Source organism: Nonomuraea sp. NPDC049129 (assembly GCF_040648495.1).
In the GTDB taxonomy this organism is placed as follows: Bacteria; Actinomycetota; Actinomycetes; order Streptosporangiales; family Streptosporangiaceae; genus Nonomuraea.
In genome coordinates this window covers 66,107-90,119 of record NZ_JBEZDU010000013.1, presented here as the reverse complement: position 1 = coordinate 90,119, position 24,013 = coordinate 66,107, and the positions used below count along the sequence as shown (strand labels likewise).

The 24,013-nt window shown below is 71.6% G+C and carries 19 protein-coding genes; 7 read left to right on the top strand and 12 right to left on the bottom strand.

Features of this window, described 5'->3' with window-relative positions; all coding sequences use genetic code 11:
• Nucleotides 1-5,502, top strand: coding sequence for a type I polyketide synthase (locus tag AB0B64_RS35210; protein ID WP_358182785.1), 5,502 nt, complete (start codon nt 1-3; stop codon nt 5,500-5,502).
• A 5-nt stretch (nt 5,503-5,507) separates the two neighbouring features.
• Here AB0B64_RS35210 and AB0B64_RS35205 read toward each other — a convergent pair whose 3' ends face one another.
• The 3 genes from AB0B64_RS35205 to AB0B64_RS35195 form a co-directional block, all read right to left on the bottom strand.
• The gene (locus AB0B64_RS35205; RefSeq protein ID WP_358182782.1) at nt 5,508-6,707 is read right to left on the bottom strand and encodes a cytochrome P450; all 1,200 of its coding nucleotides are present in this window, start codon (nt 6,705-6,707) and stop codon (nt 5,508-5,510) included.
• A gap of 36 nt (nt 6,708-6,743) precedes the next feature.
• The gene (locus AB0B64_RS35200; protein ID WP_358182779.1) at nt 6,744-8,360 is read right to left on the bottom strand and encodes an FAD-dependent oxidoreductase; all 1,617 of its coding nucleotides are present in this window, start codon (nt 8,358-8,360) and stop codon (nt 6,744-6,746) included.
• 94 nt (nt 8,361-8,454) lie between these two features.
• Entirely contained in the window at nt 8,455-9,135 is a 681-nt protein-coding gene (locus tag AB0B64_RS35195) for a hypothetical protein (protein ID WP_357951473.1), read from the bottom strand.
• A 125-nt stretch (nt 9,136-9,260) separates the two neighbouring features.
• On the opposite strand from AB0B64_RS35195, the gene AB0B64_RS35190 reads away from it, so the two are divergent.
• Nucleotides 9,261-10,934, top strand: a complete 1,674-nt coding sequence (locus AB0B64_RS35190) for an SMI1/KNR4 family protein (protein WP_358182775.1) — start codon at nt 9,261-9,263, stop codon at nt 10,932-10,934.
• Nucleotides 10,935-10,946: 12 nt separating this feature from the next.
• On the opposite strand, the gene AB0B64_RS35185 is transcribed toward AB0B64_RS35190, so the two are convergent.
• Both AB0B64_RS35185 and AB0B64_RS35180 read right to left on the bottom strand, forming a co-directional pair.
• Nucleotides 10,947-11,846, bottom strand: a complete 900-nt coding sequence (locus tag AB0B64_RS35185; RefSeq protein WP_357951477.1) for a hypothetical protein — start codon at nt 11,844-11,846, stop codon at nt 10,947-10,949.
• Between the two features lie 107 nt (nt 11,847-11,953).
• Nucleotides 11,954-12,739, bottom strand: a complete 786-nt coding sequence (locus AB0B64_RS35180) for a DeoR/GlpR family DNA-binding transcription regulator (protein WP_357951478.1) — start codon at nt 12,737-12,739, stop codon at nt 11,954-11,956.
• Between the two features lie 97 nt (nt 12,740-12,836).
• Here AB0B64_RS35180 and AB0B64_RS35175 point away from each other — a divergent pair, with 97 nt between their 5' ends.
• Entirely contained in the window at nt 12,837-14,768 is a 1,932-nt protein-coding gene (locus AB0B64_RS35175; RefSeq protein ID WP_358182771.1) for a DUF5107 domain-containing protein, read from the top strand.
• Here AB0B64_RS35175 and AB0B64_RS35170 read toward each other — a convergent pair.
• Nucleotides 14,765-15,760 (bottom strand): LysR family transcriptional regulator, encoded by a 996-nt coding sequence (locus tag AB0B64_RS35170; RefSeq protein ID WP_358182768.1) that lies wholly within the window; start codon nt 15,758-15,760, stop codon nt 14,765-14,767. The genes AB0B64_RS35175 and AB0B64_RS35170 overlap by 4 nt on opposite strands.
• Nucleotides 15,761-15,875: 115 nt before the next feature.
• On the opposite strand from AB0B64_RS35170, the gene AB0B64_RS35165 reads away from it, so the two are divergent.
• Nucleotides 15,876-16,796: an NAD(P)H-binding protein gene (locus AB0B64_RS35165; RefSeq protein ID WP_358182766.1), complete on the top strand. Its 921-nt coding sequence runs from the start codon at nt 15,876-15,878 to the stop codon at nt 16,794-16,796.
• Here the strand turns inward: AB0B64_RS35165 and AB0B64_RS35160 are convergent.
• Complete coding sequence (locus AB0B64_RS35160) at nt 16,774-17,400, bottom strand: VC0807 family protein (RefSeq protein ID WP_357951485.1); 627 nt, start codon at nt 17,398-17,400, stop codon at nt 16,774-16,776. The genes AB0B64_RS35165 and AB0B64_RS35160 overlap by 23 nt on opposite strands.
• 111 nt (nt 17,401-17,511) lie before the next feature.
• Between AB0B64_RS35160 and AB0B64_RS35155 the strand changes: the two genes are divergently transcribed.
• Nucleotides 17,512-18,069, top strand: coding sequence for a TetR/AcrR family transcriptional regulator C-terminal ligand-binding domain-containing protein (locus AB0B64_RS35155; RefSeq protein ID WP_357951487.1), 558 nt, complete (start codon nt 17,512-17,514; stop codon nt 18,067-18,069).
• 6 nt (nt 18,070-18,075) lie between these two features.
• Here AB0B64_RS35155 and glgC read toward each other — a convergent pair whose 3' ends face one another.
• A complete protein-coding gene (glgC, locus tag AB0B64_RS35150; protein ID WP_357951489.1) occupies nt 18,076-19,311 on the bottom strand; it encodes a glucose-1-phosphate adenylyltransferase in 1,236 nt (411 codons plus the stop codon).
• A 153-nt stretch (nt 19,312-19,464) separates the two neighbouring features.
• Between glgC and glgA the strand changes: the two genes are divergently transcribed.
• Nucleotides 19,465-20,640 carry a glycogen synthase gene (glgA, locus tag AB0B64_RS35145; RefSeq protein ID WP_357951491.1) on the top strand — a complete coding sequence of 392 codons (1,176 nt, stop codon included), beginning with the start codon at nt 19,465-19,467 and terminating at the stop codon, nt 20,638-20,640.
• A gap of 4 nt (nt 20,641-20,644) precedes the next feature.
• Here the strand turns inward: glgA and AB0B64_RS35140 are convergent, their stop codons facing one another.
• The gene (locus AB0B64_RS35140; RefSeq protein ID WP_357951492.1) at nt 20,645-21,949 is read right to left on the bottom strand and encodes a hypothetical protein; all 1,305 of its coding nucleotides are present in this window, start codon (nt 21,947-21,949) and stop codon (nt 20,645-20,647) included.
• Between the two features lie 79 nt (nt 21,950-22,028).
• Nucleotides 22,029-22,397 carry a PH domain-containing protein gene (locus tag AB0B64_RS35135; protein WP_214638874.1) on the bottom strand — a complete coding sequence of 123 codons (369 nt, stop codon included), beginning with the start codon at nt 22,395-22,397 and terminating at the stop codon, nt 22,029-22,031.
• Between the two features lie 102 nt (nt 22,398-22,499).
• On the opposite strand from AB0B64_RS35135, the gene AB0B64_RS35130 reads away from it, so the two are divergent.
• Nucleotides 22,500-22,841 (top strand): hypothetical protein, encoded by a 342-nt coding sequence (locus AB0B64_RS35130; RefSeq protein WP_357951494.1) that lies wholly within the window; start codon nt 22,500-22,502, stop codon nt 22,839-22,841.
• Nucleotides 22,842-22,932: 91 nt separating this feature from the next.
• Here the strand turns inward: AB0B64_RS35130 and AB0B64_RS35125 are convergent, their stop codons facing one another.
• The gene (locus AB0B64_RS35125; RefSeq protein ID WP_357951495.1) at nt 22,933-23,415 is read right to left on the bottom strand and encodes an OsmC family protein; all 483 of its coding nucleotides are present in this window, start codon (nt 23,413-23,415) and stop codon (nt 22,933-22,935) included.
• Nucleotides 23,416-23,547: 132 nt separating this feature from the next.
• Nucleotides 23,548-23,955 (bottom strand): nitroreductase family deazaflavin-dependent oxidoreductase, encoded by a 408-nt coding sequence (locus tag AB0B64_RS35120; RefSeq protein ID WP_358182763.1) that lies wholly within the window; start codon nt 23,953-23,955, stop codon nt 23,548-23,550.
• Nucleotides 23,956-24,013: the final 58 nt, after the last annotated feature.

Genomic DNA, 24,013 nt, shown 5'->3' with positions numbered 1-24,013 from the left:
GTGGCGGACGAGCAGAAGCTCCTCGACTACCTCCGGCGGGTGACCGCCGATCTCCAGCAGGCCAGGGAACGGCTCCGCGAGGCCGAGGCCCGCGAACACGAGCCGATCGCGGTGGTCGCCATGAGCTGCCGGTTCCCCGGGGATGTGCACGACCCCGAGGGGCTCTGGCAGCTCGTGGCGGACGGCCGCGACGGTGTGTCGTTGTTCCCCGACGACCGGGGCTGGCAGCTGTCCACCCTGTACGACCCGGACCTGACCCGTCCGGGCACCACGTACACGCGCGAGGGCGGGTTCCTGCACGACGCCGCCGACTTCGACGCCGGATTCTTCGGCATCTCGCCCCGCGAGGCGCTGGCCGCCGACCCGCAGCAGCGCCTGATGCTGGAGGTGGCGCTGGAGGCGTTCGAGCGAGGCGGCATCGACCCGCGCTCGCTGAAGGGCAGCCAGGTGGGCGTCTTCGTCGGCGCCTTCGCCGACGGGTACGGAGGCAGCCTCGGCGCACCCGCGGAAGGAGCGGAGGGCCACCTGCTGACGGGCAACTCCACCGCGGTGATCTCGGGCCGGATCTCGTACGTGTTCGGGCTCAAGGGCCCCGCGGCCACCATCGACACGGCCTGCTCATCGTCGCTGGTGGCGCTGCACTGGGCGTGCGAGTCGCTGCGGAGCGGAGAGAGCACGCTCGCGCTGGCCGGCGGGGTGACCGTCATGCCCACCCCCGACATCTTCGTGGAGTTCAGCCGCCAGCGCGGCCTGGCGCCCGACGGGCGGTGCAAGGCGTTCTCCGACGACGCCGACGGCACCGGCTGGGGCGAGGGCGCCGGTCTGTTGCTGCTGGAGCGGCTGTCCGACGCGCGCCGCAACGGTCATCCGGTGCTCGCGGTCGTCCGCGGCTCCGCGATCAACCAGGACGGCGCCAGCAACGGCCTGTCCGCCCCGAACGGGGTGTCCCAGCAGCGGGTCATCCGCCGCGCGCTGGCCGACGCCGGAGTCGCAGCGGCCGACGTGGACCTCGTCGAGGCGCATGGCACCGGTACCACGCTGGGCGATCCCATCGAGGCGCAGGCGTTGCTGGCCACCTACGGCGCCGACCGCCCGGCGGACCGGCCGCTCTGGCTGGGGTCGATCAAGTCCAACATCGGCCACACCCAGTCCGCCGCCGGGGTCGCCGGGGTGATCAAGGCGGTGCTGGCCATGCGGGCGGGCCTGCTGCCTAAGACGTTGCATGTGTCCGAGCCCTCGTCCCACGTGGACTGGTCCGCGGGGAACGTCCGGCTGCTGACCGAAGCCGTCGACTGGCCGGACAGCGGCGGGCCCCGGCGCGCCGGGGTGTCCGCGTTCGGCGTGAGCGGCACGAACGCGCACGTGATCCTCGAACAGGCCCCCACAGACGACCAGGTCCCGACCGACCCCCCGTCTCCGGCAGATGCGACGGCGACAACGGGTGCGACGGCGACAACGGGCGCGGTCGCGTGGACGGTGTCGGCCAAGAGCGCGGCCGCCCTGCGTGCCCAGCTCGACCGGCTCGGCGCCCACGTGGAGCGCCACCCCGGCCAGTCCGCCGCCGACATCGGCTTCTCCCTGGCCACCACCCGTACGGCCTACCGTCATCGCGCCGTGGCAGTGGGCCGGGACCGTGCGGAGCTGCTGGCCGCCGTCCGCGCCCTCGCCGCGGGCGAACAGGTCCCCGCCGGGGTCGGCGGGGTGGCCGGAGCACTGGGCAAGACGGTGTTCGTCTTCCCCGGCCAGGGCTCGCAGTGGACGGGCATGGCCACCCAGCTGCTCGACGAGTCGCCGGCCTTCGCCGAGCACTTCGCCGCCTGCGAGCGCGCGCTCCAGCCGTTCGTGGACTGGTCGCCGGCCAAGGTGCTGCGCGGTGAGCCGGGCACGCCGCCGCTGGAGCGGGTGGACGTGGTCCAGCCGTTGCTCTGGGCGGTCATGGTGGCGCTGGCCGGGCTGTGGCGCTCGTACGGTGTGCGTCCCGACGCGGTGATCGGCCACTCCCAAGGCGAGATCGCCGCCGCCACGGTGGCGGGCGGCCTGTCGCTGGCGGACGGCGCCCGCGTGGTCGCCCTGCGCAGCCAGGCCATCGGCGCCGTGCTCGCGGGCCGTGGCGGCATGGCGTCCGTCGGGCTGCCGGTCGAGGAGCTGACCGAGCGCCTTGCCCGGCGGCCGGGTGAGTACTCCCTGGCCGCGGTCAACGGCGCGCGCTCGGCCGTGGTCTCCGGGGCGCCCGGCGCGCTCGGCGACCTGGTCGCGGAGCTCACCGCCGAGGGGATCCGGGCCAAGCTGATACCGGTGGACTACGCCTCACACTCCGCTCAGGTCGACGAGCTGCGCGAGCGCCTGCTGCGCGACCTCGCGCCGATCACCCCGAAAACGGGCGACGTGCCGATGATGTCGACGGTGACCGGTGACTGGATCGACACCGCCGGGCTCGACGCCGCGTACTGGCACGCCAACCTGCGTCAGACCGTACGGTTCGACGCGGCCGTCCACGAGCTGGTCGGACACGGACACGCGGTCTTCGTCGAGTCCAGCCCGCACCCGGTGCTCACCATGGGCATCCAGGAGACCCTCGACGCCCTCGGCAGGGACGCCGTGGTCATCGGCACGCTCCGCCGTGAGCAGGGCGGGCAGGTCCGCATGCTCACCTCGCTCGCCGAGCTGCACGTACGTGGCGTCGGCGTGGACTGGACCGCGCTCTTTCCCGGCGCCCGCCGGGTGGACCTGCCGACCTACGCCTTCCAGCGGGAGCGCTACTGGCTGGAGTCGGCGCCCGTGGTCACCGCGCCCGCCGACCCGCTCGACGGGCGGTTCTGGGAAGCGGTGGACCGGGGGGAGGTGCCGCGGTTTGCCGAGGTGGACCCGGCCGCCCTGGACGAGGTGCTGCCCGCGTTGTCCGCGTGGCGACGCCAGATGCGGCAGGCGGCGACGCTGGACTCCTGGCGCTACCAGGTGGCCTGGCGGCCGGTACGGGAGGCGGCCGACGCGACGCCGACCGGAGCCTGGATCGTCGCCCTGCCGGACACCGACGGCGTCGACGCCGCCTCGATCGTCAACGGACTGGCCAAGGCGGGCGCCCAGGTGGTGCCGATCCAGGTGCGGGACCACGACCGGGCCGCGCTCGGGCGTACCCTGCGCGACGCGCTCCCCGACGAGCCGGTCACCGGCGTGCTGTCCCTGCTGGCACTCGACGACCGCCCCCACCCGGCCCACCCCGTCCTGTCCCACGGCTCGGTCATGACCGTCACGCTGGTGCAGGCGCTCGCGGATGCGGAGATCTCCGCACCGCTGTGGGCGCTCACCTCGGGCGCGGTGGCCGTGGAGCGCGCGGCCGAACTCCAGTCCCCCTCCCAGGCGGTGGTGTGGGGCATCGGCACCGTCCTCGCGCTGGATCATCCCGACACCTGGGGCGGACTGATCGACGTGCCCGCCGAACTGGACGAACGTGGCATCGCCCGCCTCTGCGGCGCGCTGTCCGGGCTGGACAGCGAGGATCAACTGGCGGTACGGGCGGCGGGCGTCTTCGCCCGGCGGATGGAGCGCGCGCCGCTCGGCGAGGCGGCACCCGAGACCCCCTGGCGGCCGCACGGCACCGTGCTCATCACCGGCGGCACCGGCGGCGTCGGCGCGAACCTCGCCCGCCGCCTGGCGGCCCGAGGCGCCGAGCACCTCGCGCTGATCAGCCGCCGCGGCCCGGCCGCCCCGGGCGTCGCCGAGCTGGAGGCCGAGCTGACGGCGCTCGGCGCCAAGGTCACCATCACCGCCTGCGACGTCGGCGACCGCGAAGGGCTGCGCCGCGTGCTCGGCTCTCTGCCCGACGGGCACCCGCTGACCGCGATCGTGCACGCGGCCGGGGTCGTGGGCGACGACGTGCCGCTCGCCGACAGCACGCTCGCGGAGTTCGCGGAGACGGTCGAAGGCAAGATCGCCGGAGCGCTGCTCCTCGACGAGCTGTCGGCCGGCCACCCGGTGGAGCGATTCGTGCTGTTCTCCTCGGGTTCGGCGGTGTGGGGCCAGGCGGGACAGGCCGCGTACGCGGGAGCCAACGCGTTCCTGGACGCGCTGGCCCACGCGCGGCGCGCCCGTGGGCTCCCGGCCACCTCGGTCGCCTGGGGCGCCTGGGGCGGCGGCGGCATGGTGGACGAGGAGGTCGGCGCGCGGCTGCGCCGGCTCGGCGTCCGCGTCATGGAGCCCGACGCGGCGGTGAGCGCCCTGGAGCAGGTCCTCGACCACGACGAGTCGCACCGCGTGGTGGCCGACATCGACTGGACCCGCTTCGCCTCCGTGTTCACCCTCGCCAGGCCGCGGCCGCTGCTCCGCGCGCTGCCCGACGTACAGGCGATCCTGGCCGCCGACGGCGAAGCGGCCGGTCAGGACGCGCACGACCCGTCGCTCGCGGCGGAGCTGGCCGGGCTGCCGGCCGAGCAGCGGGTCGAGCGGCTGCGTGACCTGGTGCGGGCGCACGCCGCGCGGGCGCTGGGTCACTCCGGGGCCGACTCGATCGCCCCCGACCAGAACTTCCTGGAGGCCGGTTTCGACTCACTGACCTCGGTCGAGCTGCGCAACAGCCTCGCCGCGGCCACCGGGCTGCGCATGCCCGCCACCGTGGTCTTCGACAACCCCAGCCCCGCCGCCCTGGCCCGGCACCTGTCGGAGGAGTTCGGCGGTACGCGGACCGGCGACCCGCACGCGGGCGACAGCCTCAGCGCGTTGTTCGGTGAGGCGGCCCGCACCGGCAAGACGCACCAGGGCCTGGCCGTGCTGCGGGCCGTGGCCGACCTGCGCCCCTCCTTCGACTCGCCCGACGAACTCGGTGAGATCCCGCCGCCGCTCAAGCTGGCGACCGGCCCCGCCGAGCCCGCGCTGTTCTGCTTCAGCACGCCCATGGCGCTGGGGGGAGCCGCCCAGTTCGCCCGGCTCGCGGCGAACTTCCAGGGGGTGCGCGACCTGCTCGCCCTGCCCGTCCTCGGCTTCGCCCCCGAGGAGAGCCTCCCCGGTACGGCCGACGCCGCGGTGCGCATGTGGGCGCACAGCGTGCTCAACGCGGCGGACGGCAAACCCTTCGCCCTCCTCGGCTACTGCGCCGGCGGGATCTTCGCGCACGCCGCGGCCACCTATCTGGAGGGCATCGGCGTCCACCCGGCCGGACTGATCCTGCTCGACACCTTCATGCCGGACGACAAGGTGATCGACGACCTCGGGACGCAGATGGTCGAGGGCATGTTCGACAGGGAAGACGCGTTCGGGCCCTTCACCAACTCCCGCCTGTCGGCGATGGGCCGCTACTACAAGCTGTTCCGCGAATGCGAGCTGGGCGAGGTGGCGGCGCCCATCCTCTTCCTCCATCCGGACACGCCGCTGTCGCCGTCCCCCTCGGGGGACTGGCGCGCCACCTGGCACAGCGAGCACACCGAGCGAGAGGTGAAGGGCGACCACTTCACGATGCTGGAGGACCAGGCTCCGTCCATGGCGCACGCCATCGAAACCTGGCTCTCCTGACCGGGCTACGTGGCCGGTAGCTCGCTGTACGGGTTGACGCCGTCGTACTGGATCTCCAGGTGGCGCGGACCCCGCAGGGTGGAGCTCGGGCGGTAGGGCGGCGGGTCGGTGACAAGACTGGGGTTCACCAGCCGCCGCGCGAGCTCGCGGAGCGCGATCTGGGCTTCCAGACGCGCCAGCGGAGCGCCGAAGCAGTGGTGGACGCCACCGCCGAAGCCCAGATGCTGGATGTAGGGGCGGTCGGGGTCGAAGTGGTCGGGGTCGCGCAGGTGTGCGGGGTCGCGGCTGCCCGAGGCGAGCGCGAGGATGATGTGGGCGCCCTTGGGGATGGTGACACCCGCGATGGGGATGTCGTCGAGGGCGACCCGGTTGGGCAGGAAGTGCACCGGCGGCTCGTAGCGCAGCAGCTCCTCGATGGTGTGGATGGCCAGGTCCGGCTCCTTGCGCAGCCGTTCGAGCAGCCACGGGTTGCGCAGCATGGTGAGCATGCCGTTGGTGATGAGGTTGACCGTGGTCTCGTGGCCGGCGATCAGCAACAGCGTGCCGGTCGCGATCACCTCCTGCCGCGACATCGTCCCGTCGGGGCCCTCGTCGGTGATCATCCCGGACAGGAGGTTGTCGCCCGGGTTCTCGCGGTGGGCGTCGATCAGCCCGGCCAGGTACTCGCCCAGCGTGAGCAGAACGGCCTGGCGTCTCTTCACCCGCTCAGCCAGGTCGTCCTCACCGGGGCCGAGGACCTCCACGAGCTCGTCCGCCCATTGGTGGAAGCGGGGTTCATCCTCCAATGGCACGCCGAGCAGGCGGCAGATCACCGTGACCGGGAACGGGTAGGCGAAATCGTCGACGATGTCGGCCTGTTCCCGGTCCCCGAGGCCGTCGATCAACTCCGTCACGATCTGGAGCAGCTCGCCGCGCAGGCTGTCGACCTTGCGCGGCGAATGTGGCGGCCCGAAATGACGCATCGCCAGCCGCCGGAGCCGGTCGTGCTCGGGCGGATCGGTGGAGATGAAGGAGGGCAGCTGCCCCGCGGTGGAGCTGACCCGCGGATCGTGCAGCAGCGCCACGATCTCCTCGTACGTGCTGACGACGTAGCTGCCGTCCTCCTGCCGCGCCACAGGCGTCTTGCGCAGCTCGGCGTACAGCGGGTACGGGTCGGCCCGGTTGGAGAACTGGAGAATCTGCTGGTAGCTGCTTGCCGGCTCCACGAAGTGCCTCCCTGGACGCGTGGGTTCGAGATGGACTTACCGCTGGGGGCGTACGAGCGTGACGCGGCGTTCGCCCGGATCGTGGCCGGTCACCACCACGGTCGCTCCTTCGGCGGGCTTGATCCGCTCCGGCACTTCGGCCGGAACGGGCCGTGATCCGTCGAGCCGGTCGACCGTGTGGAAGTCAGGGGGGAACGGCGCGGCCTGCTCGATCAGGCGCCGGTAGAAGTCCAGCCACATCCCGTGGTCGAAGGTGACCGCGGCGGTGATCCTGCCCCGGTAGCCGTAGACGGCGACGAACCGCCGCTCGGCCAGCGAACCCTGCGCGATCATGAGCTCGTCGGCGAAGCTCGGCACGCCGACCGACTTGATGTTGACGCCGAACTGGTTGGACCAGAAGACCGGCAGCGACAGATGCGGCCAGCGATGCGCCTGGTCGCTGATCATGTTGTGCGCCGCGACCTCGGCTTGGGCGACGGCGTTGCCCCAATGCTCCAGCGCGACGAACTGGTAGTGGTAGACCGGATGCGGGAAGCGGGCCACGTCACCGGCGACGAACACGTTGTCGGTGACCACGCCGTTGACGTCGAAGGCCCGGCAGCCCGCGTCGGTGGCGATCCCCCACACCCCGCACGCCAGCCCGGACCCCTCCAGCCATTCGATGTTGCGGACCGCGCCGAGCGCGACCACCGCCACGTCGGCCTCCACGGTGCTGCCATCGGACAGCCGGGCGCCGCGCAGCCGCCCGTCCGCGTCCCCTTCCAGCTCCGCCACCGTGACCTCGCAGCGCAGGTCCACACCGGCCGCGCGCTGCATGTCCGCCGCGACCGCGCCGATGACGTTGCCCAGCGCGCCGCGCAGCGGAACGGGCCCGTGGTCGACGAGGGTCACCGGCAGGCCCATCTCGCGGCAGACCGACGCCACCTCCGACCCGGTGAATCCGCCTCCGATGATCAGCACCCGCTTGACGCCGGCGGCCAGCCGCTCCCGCAGGCGCTTGGCCTCGTCGAGGGTGCGCAGGACGTACACGCCGTCGAGCGCGGCCTCCGTCTCCTTCGGCCACGGCCGGGCCCGCGCGCCGGTGGCGATCAGGACCTTGTCGAAGCCGATCTCCCCGCCGTCGGCGAGCCGTACCTTCTGGGCGGACAGGTCCAGCCCGGTCGCCCGGGTCTCCGGCAGCCAGGTGACATCGACCTCGCGAAGCTGGGGGAGCAGGGTGCGCTCGGCGGGCACCTTGCCGGTCAGGACCTGCTTGGACAGCGGTGGCCGGTCGTACGGCTGGTACGGCTCGTCCCCGATCAGGGTCAGCGAGCCCGTGAAGCCGTCTCTGCGCAGCACTCCGGCGGCCCGCCCGCCGGCCAGGGAGGCGCCGACGATGACGATGCGGCCCTGGCGCTTGAACGCCTCGCCGTCGCCCGTGGGGGAGGGGCCCAGCTCCGGCCGCATGGTTCTGTGCTGGGTGGTCATCCGGTCGAGGTGAATGGCCTGGACCGGGCAGGCCGCCGCCGCCCGCAGCACATGTTCGCGCTGGTCGTCGTCCGGGCCGGTGTCGTACATGAGCGCTTCCTGGCCGTGCATCGAGAACACGTCCGGCGCCAGGAAGACGCACTGCCCGTAGCCCTGGCAGCGCGTGAGATCAACGACAACTCGCACAGTGACACTCCCCGTCGGACCGGCGGCCACCTGCCGCCGAGGCCACCCTCATCACCACGTACCCGACGCCACATAGCTGATATGGCGCAAAGGGTCATTTGTTGGGCAGGTCTGCGGAGATCATCCGGTGATGGGCGGCGATCAGGAAGCAGCCCACGATCAGGACCCAGACGGGGAAGACGATCTCCGACCAGGCGACGTGGCTGACGACCAGGAGGAGCACCAGCCCGGCGAGGTAGCCGAGCCAGGACAGCCACCGGGGGAAGATGCCGAGACGCGTCGCGATGGTCGTGGTCGTCAGGGTGAACACCGCGGCCATGCGCGGCGCGTACTCGGTCAGCAGGGCCAGGGTGAGGTGGCGCCCGAAGTGCCAGAAGGCCATGGGCCGCGACGGGTCCCGCATCGTGCCGATCGTGGCCAGAAAGGCGTCCGCCGTCGCGCCGAAGACGAAGAGCGTGGCCACGAACAGCAGACCGGCGCCGAGGAAGACGGTCGCGAAGAACCGGTCCTCCCGCGCCCCGATGGAGTCGCGTACGGCGCCCATGAACCACAGGAAGAAGATCCCCCCGAACGGCAGCAGGACCAGCGCCACCCGCAGGGCGTGATGGCCGGTGGTGTCGGCGAGATAGGCGGCCGCGCCGATCGGCTGGTCGGGCACCGCCCTGCGCACCAGGATCATGGCGCCGCCCAGCGGCAGCGCGGCGAGGATCCCCGCGGCTCCCGCGGCGCGCGGCGTCCGCAACGCCTTCGCCGGCGATCCGGCAATGCCCGGCATGGAGCCCTTCCTCCCACGAGGCCAAAGCCTGTACAGCCTGTACGACGCTACGTGTCCAGTCGATACGCTGGGTAATCATCGTGCGTGGTACGAAGCGGGCGCGTCGCGATGGTTAGGTGTGTCCTGTGACCCATGATCGTGATTCCGAGATCGCCGATGTGCTCCGTACGATGGCCGAGAAGATCGCGGCCGGAGCGCCCGCGGGATGGCGGCGGGCCGAACTGCAGGGGTTCGCGACCGGCCCGGACGGGTCCGGCCATCGCGGACTGAGGGTCGAGCCGGGCGAGGCGGATGACATCGACCTGCACGCGGAGATGTGCGAGATTTATACCCTGGCCGGGGCGAGCGGCGACCACCTCGCCATCGAGCTGGTGGTCGAGGCCAAGGGCCGGTTCGAAGCGGTGGTCAGCGAGTCGCTGGACCGCGTGGATCACGACGAGCACGGCTTCCTGTACGTCCTCGATCGGGGCGTGCTGCCGCCCGAGCCCGCGGAGTTCCAGCGGGGCCGGCCGGATGCCGCCCCGGCGGGAGATCCGAAGGAGGCCGTCGCGCTGCTCGGTGCGTACTTACGCGAGCGTGACCGGGTCCTGGGCGGTCCCGGCACGGACAAGTACGCCCCGCCCCCCGCGCTCCCCGAAGCGCGCCGGGCCTGGCTGGAGGCCCAGCTCCGGGTCCGGTACGGCGTGACGCTCCCCGAGGACCTGCGCGCCCTCTACGCGCTGGTCGACGGCGACGGCGGTGAGGGACTCCTGGACCGGCACCCCTGGTTCGGCCTCGAACTGCTGGAGGACCAGAGCCGCCCGGAGAACCGCTGGTGGGCGGCCGGCCGTAGCTGGAGCCACCAGCCGTTCATCACCGGCGTGGGCCCCGCCCTGGCGATGCGGCGGGCGTCGGACCACCCGTGCTGGATCCCGTTCGCCACCAGCACCGGGGGCGACTTCCTGGCGGTGGACCTGGCGCCCGGCCCGGACGGGCGGCCGGGCCAGGTCATCCGCATGGGCACGCACCACGACGAAGGCCCTGTCTATGTCGCCGACTCCGTGACCAGCCTGCTGCGGCGGCACGTCACCGCCTTGCAGGCCGGCGCCTACGCGGTCGAGAACGGCGAGTTGTGGATCGACCTCGGTGACATGAAGGAGCCGAACCGGCACGCCCACGAGCAGACCCGTTCACTGACGGTCGCCGGCCCCGACGCGGCCTCCATCCGGGGCTGGGAGCCGCGGATCCAGCGCCTGTCGGTGCTCAACGCCCCCTGGGTCGACTTCGGGCCCGTGCGCGGGGCGCCGGTGCTGTGGCAGGTGAAGGTGGACAACTGCCCGGGCGCGGACCTGACCCCGCTGCGCGACACTCCGGTGGAACTGCTCGACCTCGCCATGGACGGGATCGACCTGGCGCCGCTGGCGGGCCACGCCACGCTGCGGTCGCTGACGCTGCGCACCGAGCGGCCCGTGGACCTGACACCGCTGCTGTCCTGCCCGCGGTTGTACGCGCTGGACCTGTCCCGCGCCGCCGTCAGCGACCTCGGCGTGCTGAGCGAGCTGAAGGGCCTGCTCTACCTCAACCTGCGCCGGGGGCAGTGGGCGGAGCTGCTGGAGCGGGGCGGCCTCCCGGCGGGGCTGGCGGCGGCCGGGCTCGCCGCCGAGGCGCGCCGGGAGAAGACCTGGTGGTGGTCGGTCGACCGGGCCTACCACGCCCCAGAACCGTCACTGAAGACGGCGGTCAGATGGGCGAGCGACCTGGCCGGGGAGGCGGCGGACGTACGGGTCTTCACGGGCCGCTTCCCCCGGCGGCGGCGCTGAGACTCGCGCGGGTCAGCCTCGGGTGGAGATCAGCCGCAGGGCGAGGTCGTGCTGCTCCTGTGACGGCGGCCGGGTCCACGTGATGCCGGGGCGTCGCTCGGTGAGCATCCGCGCCAGGGCGGCGGACATGACGTCCACGGGCTGGGCGTGCGGCATGTGCGGGCGAAGCTCCTGGTAATCGGCGAGCACCCGGCTGTAGTCGTACATCAGCGTGTTGGTGAAGCGGCTCTGCTCGCCGTCGGCGCGCTCGAGCCCCGCGACGAACTCGGGCTCCGGCTCCTCGATCACCGCCTTGTAGACGTCGAGACGGTTGCGGATCTCGCCGGGCGAGGCGTGGCTGTGCGCTTCGTCGTACATTCTCCGCACATGCGCCGGCACCTCGGTGAGCACCGTGAGCATGCCGTAGCCGGCGTCCTCGTTCCCATAGCCGCCGACGCCCCCGTGGACGCCCTGTGCGTGCGTGGCCATGCCCATCTCGCGGGTGAAGTCGTACTTGTCCAGGCCGTCGACGGGCTCCTGGATCCACTCGTCGTCGATGTAGAGCACACCGTCGATCTCCGCCTCCGCGGCGCGGCCGATCAGGTGCCGTACGGCGCCCGCCGGATCCGCGAGCGCCCTCGGGCCCATCGCGGCGAACTGCTCGGTGAGGAGGAACAGCGAGACCATCATCTGCGGGTTGTAGACGTGCAGCGCCCCCGCCTCCCGGTGCGGGAAGACGGTCCGCTCCTCGTCATAGGCCTCCAGCCCGGCCATGAACGCCCGCTCCTGCTCCTCGGTGAGGACGAGCTCCCAGGCCCACGTACGCTCGACGTGGAACTTGTAGAAGTCCTCACCCCTGAGCGGGTCGCGGAACTTCCACCACAGCGCGACGCCGACGATCAGCGCGACGATCACGCCCAGTGCGATCAACATCTAGATCCCCCACTTCCTGACATTTCCCGTTTCCTGGCGTCAAGCACAGAGCGGGAAGCCTAGCGGTGAGGGTCGGCCGGAACACCGGAAACGATCAAACGCGGGACCTAGACCCGGATCACCCGGATGCCGGTGTCCGCGAACCCGGCGGTCAGCTCCGGCGCGGCCGTGGAGTCCGTCACCAGCACGTTGATCCTGCTCAGCGGGCAGACCAGGGCGAACGCCCGGCGGCCCAGCTTCGAGCCTTCGGCCACCACGATCACCTGGCGGGCCTTGGTGGCCATCAGCCGGTTGACGGCGGCCTCGCCCTCGCCATGGGCGCTGGCGCCGTGCTTGACGTCGAGCGCGTCGACGCCCAGCACCACCACGTCGAGCGCGACGTCGGCCAGCATGCCCGTCGCCACCGGGCCCACCAGCTCGTACGACTCGGCGCGGGCGGAGCCGCCCGTGGTGACCACATGCAGATGGGGCCGTACGGCCAGCTCGTGGGCGATGTTCAGGGCGTTGGTCACCACGGTGAACGCCGGGCCGCGGCGGCCGGAAGGCGGGTCGGGGCGGTTGGCCAGCACTCTGGCCACCTCCGTCGTCGTGGTGCCGCCGTTGAGCCCGACCGTCGCTCCCACCGGCACCAGGGCCGCCGCCGCGGCGCCGATGCGCTGGTTGTCCGGCGCGTGCTGGGCGACCTTGTAGCGCTGCGGCAGGTCGTACGAGACGCTGTGCGCGATGACGCCGCCCCTGGTCCTGGTCAGCAACTGCTGGTCGGCGAGTTCGTCGAAGTCGCGCCTGATCGTGGCCGCGGACACGCCGAGCTTGCGCGCCGTCTCCGACACGTTCAGGCGGCCGGCCTCGGCGACGAGCTCTAACAGCATGTTCCAGCGTTCGTACCGGTTCACCGTCTAATCATGCCCGAAACCCGGCTGAAGCTCTTATCTGTCGGTTTTATGGGAAAATACTCGCCAAATGCTACGGACATCCACAGTCGTGCTCCCCGTGTCCCCGCTGGGTCCGGAGAACCCGCTGCCGCCGCTGCGCACGCTCCCCGATCCGCGTGGCGGGCTGAAGACGGCCGCCGCCGACGCCGAGATGGCGGCCCAGCTGGCTTACGGGCACGCCGAATCGCTCCTGCCGTACACCTTCCAGGACGGCTACGGCCGCGAGCGGGAGGAACGGGAGCTGAAGACGGCGGTGCTGGAGAACGAGCTGCTGCGCGCGGAGTTCCTGCTGGAGTATGGCGGGCGGCTGCGCTCGCTGGTGCACCTGCCGACCGGGCGCGAGCTCCTGCACAAGCCGCCCCACCTGCAGCTGGCCAACCTCGGGCTGCGCAACGCGTGGTTCGCGGGGGGAGTGGAGTGGAACCTCGGCACGTTCGGGCACACCGCGCTGGCCTGCGCGCCCGTCCACGCCGTCCGGGTGGCGGGGCCTGACGGGGTGCCGGTGCTGCGGATGTACGAGTGGGAACGGATGCGGCGGCTGGTCTACCAGCTCGATGTCCACCTGCCGCCCGGCTCTCCGGTGCTCCTCGTACACGTCCGGATTTATAACCCTTCGGCGGTGGATGCCCCGGTCTACTGGTGGTCGAACGCGGCGGTGCCGCAGACGCCGGGCAGCCGGGTGCTGGCGCCCGCGCGTCAGGCGTACCACTTCTCCTATGACGGGATGCTGCGCCGGGTGCCGGTGCCGCGCTGGCGCGAGGCCGACCAGTCCTACCCGGCCCGCAACGAGCAGGCCGCCGACTTCTTCTACGAGCTGCCGCACGGCGAACGCCGCTGGATCGCCGCCCTCGACGCGGACGGCGGCGGGCTCGCGCAGGTCTCCACCGACCTGCTGCGCGGCCGCAAGCACTTCCGCTGGGGCACCGGCGCGGCGGGCCGGAACTGGCAGGACTGGCTGTCCGGCCCGGACCGGCCGTACCTGGAGATCCAGGCGGGCCTGACCCGCACCCAGCTGGAGCACGTACGCCTGCCCGCCCGCTCCGCCCTGTCCTGGACCGAGGCGTACGGCCTCCTCCAGGCCGACCCCGCGCGATCCCACGGCCCCTGGCCCGAGGCGCTCGGCCACGTGAGCCGCGCCGTGGACCGGCTGATCTCCCGCGGCCGCCTCCAGGCCGCGCACGAGCAGGCCGTGGAGCTGGCCTCGGCGGTGCCCGTGGAGGTCCTGCACGTCGGCAGCGGGTGGGGCGCGCTGGAGCGCCGGGCCCTGGCCAAGCGGCGCAGCCGGGCGCTCAACCTGCCGGGCACGCCGTTCGCCGACTGGACGATCGGACGCGACCAGCAGTCATGGCTCGCCCTGGTGCGCAAGGGCTCGATCCCCACACCCGCCCCCGCCCTGCCGCCGTCCTCCTACACCGTCGGCCCCGAGTGGCGCGCGCTGCTGGAGAAATCGGTCGAGGAGTCGGGCGGCACCTGGTTCACCCTGCTCCACCTGGGCGTGAACCTCTATCACGACGGCGATCACGACGGCGCCCGGGCCGCCTGGGAACGCTCCCTGGTCTGCGCCGAGAACGCCTGGGCCCTGCGCAACCTGGCCGTCCTCGCCCCGTCGCGCGCCGCGGACCTGTACGAGCGGGCGCACGCGCTGTCGCCGCGGTTGCGCCCCCTCACCATCGAGACCCTCGTCGCCCTGCTCGCCGCCGGCCGCCCGGACGCGGCTCTGGTCCTGATCGACAAGCTCGGCCCGAAGGACCGCTGGCACGGCCGGATCCGCCTGCTGGAGTGCCGCGCGGCCCTGGACGCGGGCGATGTAGGCCGGGCCGGGCGGGTGCTGGAGACGGGACTGGTGGTGGACGACCTGCGGGAGGGGGAGGACACGCTGGACGAGCTGTGGTGGGACTATCACGAGCGGCTCAATCCGACGGGACGGGCGCGGGTGCGGGCGGAGAATCCGCTGCCCTGCCGGTATGACTACAGCGTCAAGCAGTATTAGGGGCGAAGCCAAGGCGTGGCCGGCGGCGCGCCACCGGAGCGGCCGGCGCGTCCAGCTTCTCGAAGTACCCGGCGCACCGCGCCACGCAGCCACTGGTGAGCCCCGTCGGCGGTGTGGCGCGGGTGCCAGGCCATGCCGATCGTCAGTGGTGGCAGCGGCAGCGGGATTTCCAGCAGGCGCAGTCCCAGCGCGTGCGCCGCGTCGCTGAGTGGTGAAGGGGGCTCGCCCGGCAGCGCGGTCGGCACCAGGCAGACCACGTCGCCGACCGCGGCCAGCGCCATCGCCGCCAGATGTCCGGGCAGGACGGCGCTGACCCGCCGGCTGAGCCCTTGCTCGGCCAAGGCCGCGTCCAGCGGGCCGGTGAAGCGTCCCCGGCGGCTGGCCGCCACGTGCTCGGCCGCGGCCAGCCTGGCGGGCGTCAGGGTTCCGTCGGTGAGGGGGTGCCCGGCCCTGACGCCGGCCGCCATCCGCAGCGTGACCAGCTCTTCGACCCGGGTCTCCGGGTCGACGTGGTCGATGGCCCCGATCTCCAGATCGGTCCGGCCTTCGCGCAGCGCGGGGCCCGCCTCCCACTCCTCGGCCAGCACCCGCAGCGAGACGCCCGGCGCCTGGTGCCGGGCCAGCTCGAGCAGTCCCGGTGCCAGCGCCGCGCCGACCAGATCCGAGGCCTGGACGGTGAAGGTGCGCCGCAGTGCGGCGGGGTCGATCCCGCCGCTCGGGGTGAGCAATGCCTCCAGCCGCCGCACCACCGCGGCGGCCTCGTCCCGCAGCGCCTCGGCGCGGGGTGTGGGCACCATCGCCTGTCCTGCCCGCACCAGTAGCGGGTCCTGGAGCACCCGGCGCAGCCGGGCCAGGGTGCGGCTCATCGCCGCGGGGGAGGTGCGCAGTCGCGCGGCGGCACGGGTGACGCTCTGCTCGGTCAGCAGGGCGTCGAGGGCGACGGCGAGGTTGGCGTCGAGGTTGGCGTCGAGGTTCGCGGTTGGGCTGCTCACCGGCATGATTCCGTTTCGGGCAATGATTGGTTGCTGAAGTTCCCATTGTGGCAATGGGGTTCGGGTCTGCACGATCAAGGGGCTGTACCGATCCGACACAGACCGCGAGGTTTTCATGATCGTCATTACCGCCCCCACCGGGAACATCGGCCGTCGGCTGCTGTCGCTGCTGGTCGAGGCCGCGCCCGCACGCGGAGAGGAGTTGCGCGTCGTGGTCCGCGATCCTGCCCGGCTTCCCGAGGCCGTGCGCGGACGGGTCGAGGTGGTCACCGGCTCGCACGGCGACGCCGTGACCGTCGAGCGCGCCTTCGCCGGGGCCGACGCCGTCTTCTGGCTGGTGCCGCCGGACGCCTCGGCCACGCCCGACGAGGCGTACAGCGGCTTCACCCGCCCGGCCGCGCGAGCGTTCGCCGCCCACGGCGTCGGCCATGTCGTCGGCGTCTCGGCGCTCGGCCGCGGCACCCCGCAGGCCGGCCGGGCCGGGCTGGTCACCGCCTCCCTGGCCATGGACGACCTGATCGCCGGCTCCGGCGTCGCCTACCGCGCCCTGACCTGCCCGTCCTTCTTCGAGAACCTGCTGGAGGAGGCCGACTCGATCCGCGAGAACGGCGTCTTCACCGACACCGCCGCCGCGGACCGCCCGGCTCCGCTGGTGGCCGTCGCCGACATCGCCGCGACGGCGGCCGGGCTGCTGCTGGACCGCTCCTGGACCGGCGTCGGCAGTGTTCCGGTGCTCGGCCCGCAGGACCTGTCGCCCAACGATCTGGCCCGCATCATGACCGAGGAGCTGGGCCGTCCGGTCCGCTACCAGCGCCAGTCGCTCGACGAGTTGCGGTCCGCCATGCTCGGCTACGGCCTCAACGAGGCGTTCGTCGAGGGCATGGTCGACATGAAGCGCGCCAAGGACCAGGGCCTGGACTCGGGCGTCGACCGCTCGCCGCAGGCGGGGCCGGCCACCGGATTCGCGCACTGGTGCGCGCGGACTCTCAAGCCCGCCGTCCTCGCCACATCGATCAATTTCGCTGTGAAGGGCTGATGCTGACCGCCGCCTCGCCGCGCTTGCCGTACCAGGCGCTCCAGGCGGCGATGAGGGCGATCGTGCCGAGCAGCAGGGCCGTTGACAGGCCGGCCATCACGTCCACCGGCAGCAGGTAGATGAGCGGGAGGCGGACCGCCGACTCGGCCAGGAAGGCCGCCGCCCAGGTCAGGGTCATGACGTAATAGATGCGGCGGAACGCGGGCTCGGCCACGTAGAGGGCGTCCCAGCGGGCGGCGGTGGCCGCGTCCTCCGCGCCGAAGCGCTTGGCGAGGCTGAAGGCGGCGGGGCGGTGCACGGCGCAGGTGGTGATGAGGACGGCGGCGATGACGCCCGTGGTGATCGACTTGACCGCCAGCATGAAGCGCTCGTCCCCGGTGACGAAGGACAGGACGAGACCGAGGCCGAAGAGCAGGCACATGAACGCCGCGAACCCGTCCAGGCGCCGCTCCCTGACAGCGACATAGACGGTGCGCAGGAAGCCGACGACGGCGGCCGATAACAGCGCGGCGTACTCGCCGACGTGCAGCGCGCGCAGCAGGTAGTAGGCGGCGACGGACGGGAGCACGTCCGACAGCACCACCTTGATCATGGAGCGGTTCATGCGAAAGCCCTTTCCCATCGACTGTAAGCGCGCTTAATGCGATGAATTTCGCTTCAAGGAAACCACGATGCGAGGCGCTAACGCAAGAGATCTCGCGTTAATGTGGGTGGCATGGAACCTGCACGCAGGCCGGGCGGCCGCAGCGCGAGAGTCCGTACGGCGGTGCACGAAACCGTCCTCGACCTGCTGAGCAAGGAGGACTGGGACAGTCTGAGCATCGCCCAGGTGGCGGAGCGTTCCGGGGTGCACCAGGCGACCCTCTACCGGCGCTGGGGCACGCTTGGCGCGCTCATCGACGATGTCGTGACCGAGCGGCTGTCGCAGGGCTCACCGGTGCCCGACACGGGCACGCTCCGCGGAGACCTGGAGGCCTACGCCGTCCAGCTCGCCCGGGACGTGGCCGGCCCGCTAGGGCCCCTTTACGTGCGCGCCGCCCAGGTCGGCACCCGCGTGCACGACGACCGGCAGCCGTACCTGATGGACCGGGCCGTGCAGCTCCAGGGCATGCTGGAGCGCGCGGCGGAGCGGGGCGAAAGCGCGCCGGAGCTGCTGGAGCTCATGGAGGTGGTGATCGCGCCGATCTACTACCACGCGATCTTCTTCAACCGGCCGGTCGGCCCCGAGCACGCCAGGACGCTGGTCGACCGGTTGCTCAGCCTGCCCAGGTGAGGGTGGTCAGCGGTCGACGATCTCGTTCTTGCCGATGACCACGATCCCGCCCCTGGTCAGCGCGAAGCGGGTGCGGTCGTAGTCCAGGTCGAAGCCGATCCGCGCCCCGTCGGGGATCACCACGTTCTTGTCGATGATCGCCTTGCGGACGATCGCGCCCCTGCCGACCTTGACGTTCTCCATCAGCACCGAGTCCTCGACCAGCGAGTGCGAGTGCAGCACGACCCTGGGCGACAGGATCGACCTGTTCGCCGTGCCGCCGGACACGATGACGCCCGGGGACACCAGGGAGTCGATCGCCCGGCCCACCCGGTCGCCGTCGTTGTGCACGAACTTGGCCGGCGGCAGCGGGTCGTGGCCGGTGTGGATCGGCCACTTGTCGTTGTAGAGGTTGAAGATCGGGTGCGCCGAGATGAGGTCCATGTGCGCCTCGTAGTAGGCGTCGAGCGTGCCCACGTCGCGCCAGTAGCCGCGGTCGCGCTCGCTCGAACCCGGCACCACGTTGTTCGCGAAGTCGTAGACGTCCGCGCCGCCGGACTTGACGAGCATCGGGATGATGTTGCCGCCCAGGTCGTGCTTGCTCGTGGGGTCGAGGGCATCTTCCCGCAGCGCGTCGATCATCGCCTGGGTCTTGAACACGTAGTTGCCCATCGAGGCGTACACCTCGTCGGGAGAGTCGGCGAGCCCCACCGCGTCCTTCGGCTTCTCCCGGAACGCGACGATCCGCCGCCCCTGCGGATCGGTCTCGATGACGCCGAACTGGTCGGCCAGCGACAGCGGCTGCCGGATCGCCGCCACCGTCACGTCCGCGCCGGAGTCCTCGTGCTGCTCGACCATCTGCCGCGGGTCCATACGGTAGATGTGGTCGGCGCCGAACACGATCACGTGCTCGGGCATCTCGTCGTAGATCAGGTTCAGGTTCTGGAACAGCGCGTCGGCCGAGCCGGAGAACCACCGCGGGCCGAGCCGCTGCTGCGCGGGCACCGGGGTCACGTAGTTGCCGAGCATCGCCGTCAGCCGCCACGTACGCGAGATGTGGCGGTCGAGACTGTGATTCTTGTACTGGGTCAGTACGACGATCTGCAGGTATCCGCCGTTGGCGAGGTTGGACAGCACGAAGTCGATGAGCCGATACATTCCGCCGAACGGAACGGCCGGTTTGGCGCGATCCGCCGTGAGCGGCATGAGCCGCTTTCCCTCTCCACCTGCCAGTACGACCGCAAGAACCCTCCTGGACCTCATATCCGTGACGCTACCCTCAAAATGCCGATCTATCGACGAAACGCCCACCGAACGTAGTTCGTGCCTGGGGCTCACGGAAGATGGCGACCGACAGCCCGCCGCTACGGCTTGTCTGGCTGTGCCCGGCGGCCCGATGGATCGTAAGGTCGTGTCATGCGCGTTGATCTGCTCACCCGGGAGTACCCGCCGGATGTGTACGGCGGTGCCGGGGTGCACATGGAATATCTGGCCAGAGAGCTGCGGCGGCTGGCCGACGTCCGGGTGCGGTGTTTCGGGGCCGCACGGGAGGAGCCGGGTGTCTCCGCCTACCAGGTGCCCGCCGGGCTCGCCGACGCCAACGCGGCCCTGCAGGTGCTCGGGGTGGATCTGGAGATGGCCGCCGCGTGCGCGGGCGCCGGGGTGGTTCACTCCCACACCTGGTACGCGAACTTCGCCGGGCACGTCGCCAAGATGCTGCACGGCATCCCGCACGTCGTCACCACCCACAGCCTGGAGCCGCTCCGGCCGTGGAAGGCCGAGCAGCTGGGCGGCGGCTACACCGTCTCCTCCTGGGCGGAGCGGACCGCACTGGCCGGTGCCGACGCCGTCATCGCGGTCTCGGAGGGGATGCGCCGCGACGTACTCCTCGCCTATCCCGAGATCCCGCACGAGCGGGTGAGCGTCATCCACAACGGCATCGACACCGCCCAATACGCCCCCGACCGGGGCGACGACGTGCTGAAGAAGCACGGCGTCGACCCGGCGCGGCCGTACGTCATCTTCGTCGGGCGCATCACCCGGCAGAAGGGGCTGGTCCACCTCCTGCACGCGGCGCGGACCTTCGACACCGGCGCGCAGATCGTGCTGTGCGCGGGCGCGCCCGACACGCCGGAGATCGAGGCCGAGGTGACGAGCCTGGTGCGGGAGCTCGGCCGGGAGCGCGACGGGGTCATCTGGATCTCCGAGATGCTGCCCAAGCCAGAGGTGATCCAGCTGCTCACGCACGCGTCGGTGTTCGTGTGCCCGTCGGTGTACGAGCCGATGGGGATCGTGAACCTGGAGGCGATGGCCTGCGAGACGGCCGTGGTGGCGACGGCGACCGGTGGCATTCCCGAGGTGGTGGCCGGCGGAGAGACCGGGCTGCTGGTGCCGATCGACCAGGGGATCGACGGGACGCCGCACGATCCGGAGCGGTTCGCCGCCGACTTCGCCGAGCGGGTCAACGCGCTGCTGGGAGATCCGGCGCGGGCCGCGGCGATGGGGGTGGCCGGGCGGGCCAGGGCCGTCGAGCACTTCTCGTGGGAACGCATCGCGCACCGGACCATGGAGCTCTACACCTCACTGACCTGAGGACTCAGCCGAGGCTGGTCCGCCAGAGTAGGGCGCGGGTCAGGTCCTTCTCGGGTTTGGAGGAGCCGGCCGCGTAGACCTCGCTCGTGCCGGGGCGCTGGGCCAGGGCGTCGATCGTGCCGTCTACGGTCTGCGACGTCCAGCGTCCGCGGCTGAAGTGCAGCAGCCGCGACCCCGTCGAGTCGAGCACCCACATCCCGTCCCGGCCGTCCGGCTCGGCCTGGGTGAACGCCGGCCCCAGCGCGCCCCACCGGCACCGCCACTCGCCGCCGTCCCAGTGCAAGGCGACCGGGCGGGCGCGCTCCAGCGGCTCGTTGTCCTTGGTGAACTCGCCGGGCACCAGCCATGACACCCCGCCGACCACCCACACGTCGGCCGGGCCGAGCACCACGACGTCGTTGAGCCGGACACGCGGGGACTCCGCCTTGTCCGGCGGCCCGAGCACGGGCAGGTCGACCCGCTGCCACGCCTCGCCGTCCCAGCGGGCGGCCGGTCCCTGGTCGATCAGCGGACCGCTGACCGTCCACACGTCGCCGCCGCGCTTGCCGCCGCCGCTGTTCCCCGAACCGCCGCCGCTCCCGCTGCCGCCGCCCACCGCGCCGGCCGGGGCCGGAAGGTCGTGGTGCTGCCAGGTGGAGCCGGTCCACCACAGCGCCGACGTGCCGCTGACCGCCCACGCGCCGCGCGCCGCGGTGCCGCCCGCGCCGAAGGTGTCGCCGAGCCGGCCGGTGAGCCGCCGCGCCGCCCACGTGTCGTTCTGGAACGCGCCGACGAGCCCGGTTCTGCCGTCCGCCAGGCCGAACACCCACGCGTTGGCGGCCGAGGTGGCGCTGAGCGCGGTCACCTGAACGCTCGGCAGCGGGTACGACGTCCACCCCTTGCCGTCCCATCGCCGCAGGCCCGCGAAGGCCGTCTCCACGGACTCGGCCGTCAAGCGCTGGGTGAGGTGGGTGGCCCAGACGGCGCCGTCGCGGCCCACGGCGAGGTCGTGCAGCTTGCCGTACCCCTCGTCGGTGGACACGACCCGCCAGCCGGAGGCGGCCTTCGTGGCGCGGATGTCGTCGGTGGCGGCCGGTGGCTGGGCGCAGGCGGCGGGCTTGGCGGGGAGCGCGGGCCGCCCGCCCCCGAGCACCGGCACCGGCGAGATCGACGTGCTGGGAGCCGAGGTACTCGGGGTCGCCGTGCCGGGACGCGTGGTGGTGGCGGCGCCCGTGCCCGGCGCCTGGGTCGGCGTCGGCGGGGTGGAGGTGCAGGCGGCGACCGCCAGTACCGCCAGGCCCGCCGTACAGACGCGTGCGACTCGGCTCACCCAGCCCGCCCCCTTCACGTGACCCCGTGATTTCCGCAGGATAGGCCAGTTCGGGCCGCCGCGCCCCTTACGGAATTGGTTACGTTCGCGATATGTGATGCAAGATCACGTTATGTACGTGGTGCGCCTTGTTGTCGCCGCGGAAGTCGACTTCGTACGTGTGCGTCCCGACGTGAATGGCGATCGCGCCCGAGGAGAAGAACCCGCCGGCGAACGACTTGTTGCTCACCACGCTCACCGCGGAGATCTTGCTGTAGGGGATGCTGGTGATCGCGACGCGCTTGCCGACGAACGACTTGTCCTGCACGATGACCCGCCGATCGGTCAGCCCGAGGAACCCCGTCCCGGCGCCGATGGCGTCGTACACCGCGATGATCTGCTCGCCCGGCATCAGCCCGCTCTCTATCTGCTTGAGCTGTTCTTTCCTGTCATAGGGGATGTCAGCCATGTCTGGGCAACGAACAGGGCAGGCGACAGCGTTCCGCGGGCGCCGATTGGGTCTTGTAGCTGATGGGGTTCTGGATCACCCTGAACGCACAGGAGGCCTGACATGTCGCATCCACTCGGAGTAAGCCGCCCAGATCTCGATGTCACAGACCTTCCGACACCGGAAGAGATGTTCAAGGTCTCCAGGGTCGGCCCGAAAGAGCTGGTGCCGCCGGGCTGGAAGCTGTGGGTTCCGCTGTCCGTACTCGTGGTGATCTTCGCCTTCATCGCGGGAGGGTGGGCCGCCTCGGCCGGCCAGGGCGTCTACGCGCTCATCCACTCCACCCAGCTGGGCATCTTCGAGGCCATGGTCCGGGTGACCACGGACGCGGCGCACGCCACCAGCCCCCGGCTGCGCGGGCTGATCGAGGGCGACCCGCCCGCCCCCGGCCGTGGCACTACGTGATCCTGGTCCTGAACTTCCTGTTCTTCGGCTTCTTCTTCGTCAACTTCATCGCCGACTTCATCGGCGATCCGCTCGTCACGTTCTAGGGCGGCTACCCCTTCAGGCAGTCGAGGATCCTTGGCTCGTGGTGGATCGGGAAGTTCGTGGAGTTGGCGATGAAGCAGAGCTTGTTGGCCTCGGCGTGCAGCTCCAGGGCCTTGGCGTGCAGGCTCGGCGTGGTGATCATGACCGTGGGGCGCAGGGTGACCTCGGAGAAGCGGCCGCCGCCGGTGCCGGAGTCCACGACCATGGTGCCCTCCGGTTCGTCGACGTAGGAGGTCACGACGATGCCGTTGACCGAGCACAGGTGGAGATACCACAGCATGTGGCACTGCGACAGCGACGCCACCAGCAGCTCCTCCGGGTTCCAGCGGGCCGGGTCGCCACGGAAACCGGGGTCGGCCGAGCCGGGCAGGGCGGGTTTGCCCTCGGCCGCCACCTCGTGGTCGCGGCCATAGGACCGGTAGCCGGAGGTGCCCTCGCCCAGGTTGCCGGTCCAGGTGACGGTGACGCTGTAGTGGTGTTCGCTGCTCATGGGTTCATCATCTGTCACTCATGTCCCAGGCGGACCATCCGCCCCGCCGTATCCGAAGGGCGCCGCGTCCGGGTGGATATGGCGCCCCGTCCGCCCCGCCGTACGACAGTCCGGCCGGGGCGGGCTCGGCGGTCAGCCGGTGATGGGGTCGAGGACGACGATCGGGATCTTCCGGTCGGTCTTCTGCTGGTAGTTGTCGTAGTCGGGCCAGGTGGCGGCCATCAGCCGCCACAGTTCGGGCCGTTCCTCGTCCGTGGCCGTGCGGGCGCGGGCCTTGAACTTCTCGGCCTTCACCTGCACCCCGACCTCGGGATTGGCTTGCAGGTTCTTGTACCACTCGGGATGGTCGGGATCGCCGCCCTTGGAGGCGACGACGACGCAGACGCCTCCGTGCTTCTGGTAAATGAGCGGCGTCGTGTACGACTTGCCGGACTTACGGCCGGTGGTGGTGAGAAGGAGAGTCGTGGTGTTGTTCCAGTCGTGTCCCTCGGCGCCGTCGGTCTCCTGATAGCGCTGGACATGTTCCGTGCCATAGAGCATGCCTGCCGCCTACCCCATATCGCCGTAACCGCACCGTTACTGGACGAGGTCTGTACGA

Bases quoted from the DNA above. Each gene is read 5' to 3' on its own strand.
- AB0B64_RS35155 (WP_357951487.1), top strand. From the start codon at position 17,512: ATGGAACCTGCACGCAGGCCGGGCGGCCGCAGCGCGAGAGTCCGTACG.
- AB0B64_RS35160 (WP_357951485.1), bottom strand. From the start codon at position 17,400: ATGAACCGCTCCATGATCAAGGTGGTGCTGTCGGACGTGCTCCCGTCC.
- glgA (WP_357951491.1), top strand. From the start codon at position 19,465: ATGCGCGTTGATCTGCTCACCCGGGAGTACCCGCCGGATGTGTACGGC.
- AB0B64_RS35125 (WP_357951495.1), bottom strand. From the start codon at position 23,415: ATGAGCAGCGAACACCACTACAGCGTCACCGTCACCTGGACCGGCAAC.
- AB0B64_RS35165 (WP_358182766.1), top strand. From the start codon at position 15,876: ATGATCGTCATTACCGCCCCCACCGGGAACATCGGCCGTCGGCTGCTG.
- AB0B64_RS35185 (WP_357951477.1), bottom strand. From the start codon at position 11,846: ATGTTGATCGCACTGGGCGTGATCGTCGCGCTGATCGTCGGCGTCGCG.
- AB0B64_RS35135 (WP_214638874.1), bottom strand. From the start codon at position 22,397: ATGGCTGACATCCCCTATGACAGGAAAGAACAGCTCAAGCAGATAGAG.
- AB0B64_RS35130 (WP_357951494.1), top strand. From the start codon at position 22,500: ATGTCGCATCCACTCGGAGTAAGCCGCCCAGATCTCGATGTCACAGAC.
- AB0B64_RS35195 (WP_357951473.1), bottom strand. From the start codon at position 9,135: ATGCCGGGCATTGCCGGATCGCCGGCGAAGGCGTTGCGGACGCCGCGC.
- glgC (WP_357951489.1), bottom strand. From the start codon at position 19,311: ATGAGGTCCAGGAGGGTTCTTGCGGTCGTACTGGCAGGTGGAGAGGGA.
- AB0B64_RS35120 (WP_358182763.1), bottom strand. From the start codon at position 23,955: ATGCTCTATGGCACGGAACATGTCCAGCGCTATCAGGAGACCGACGGC.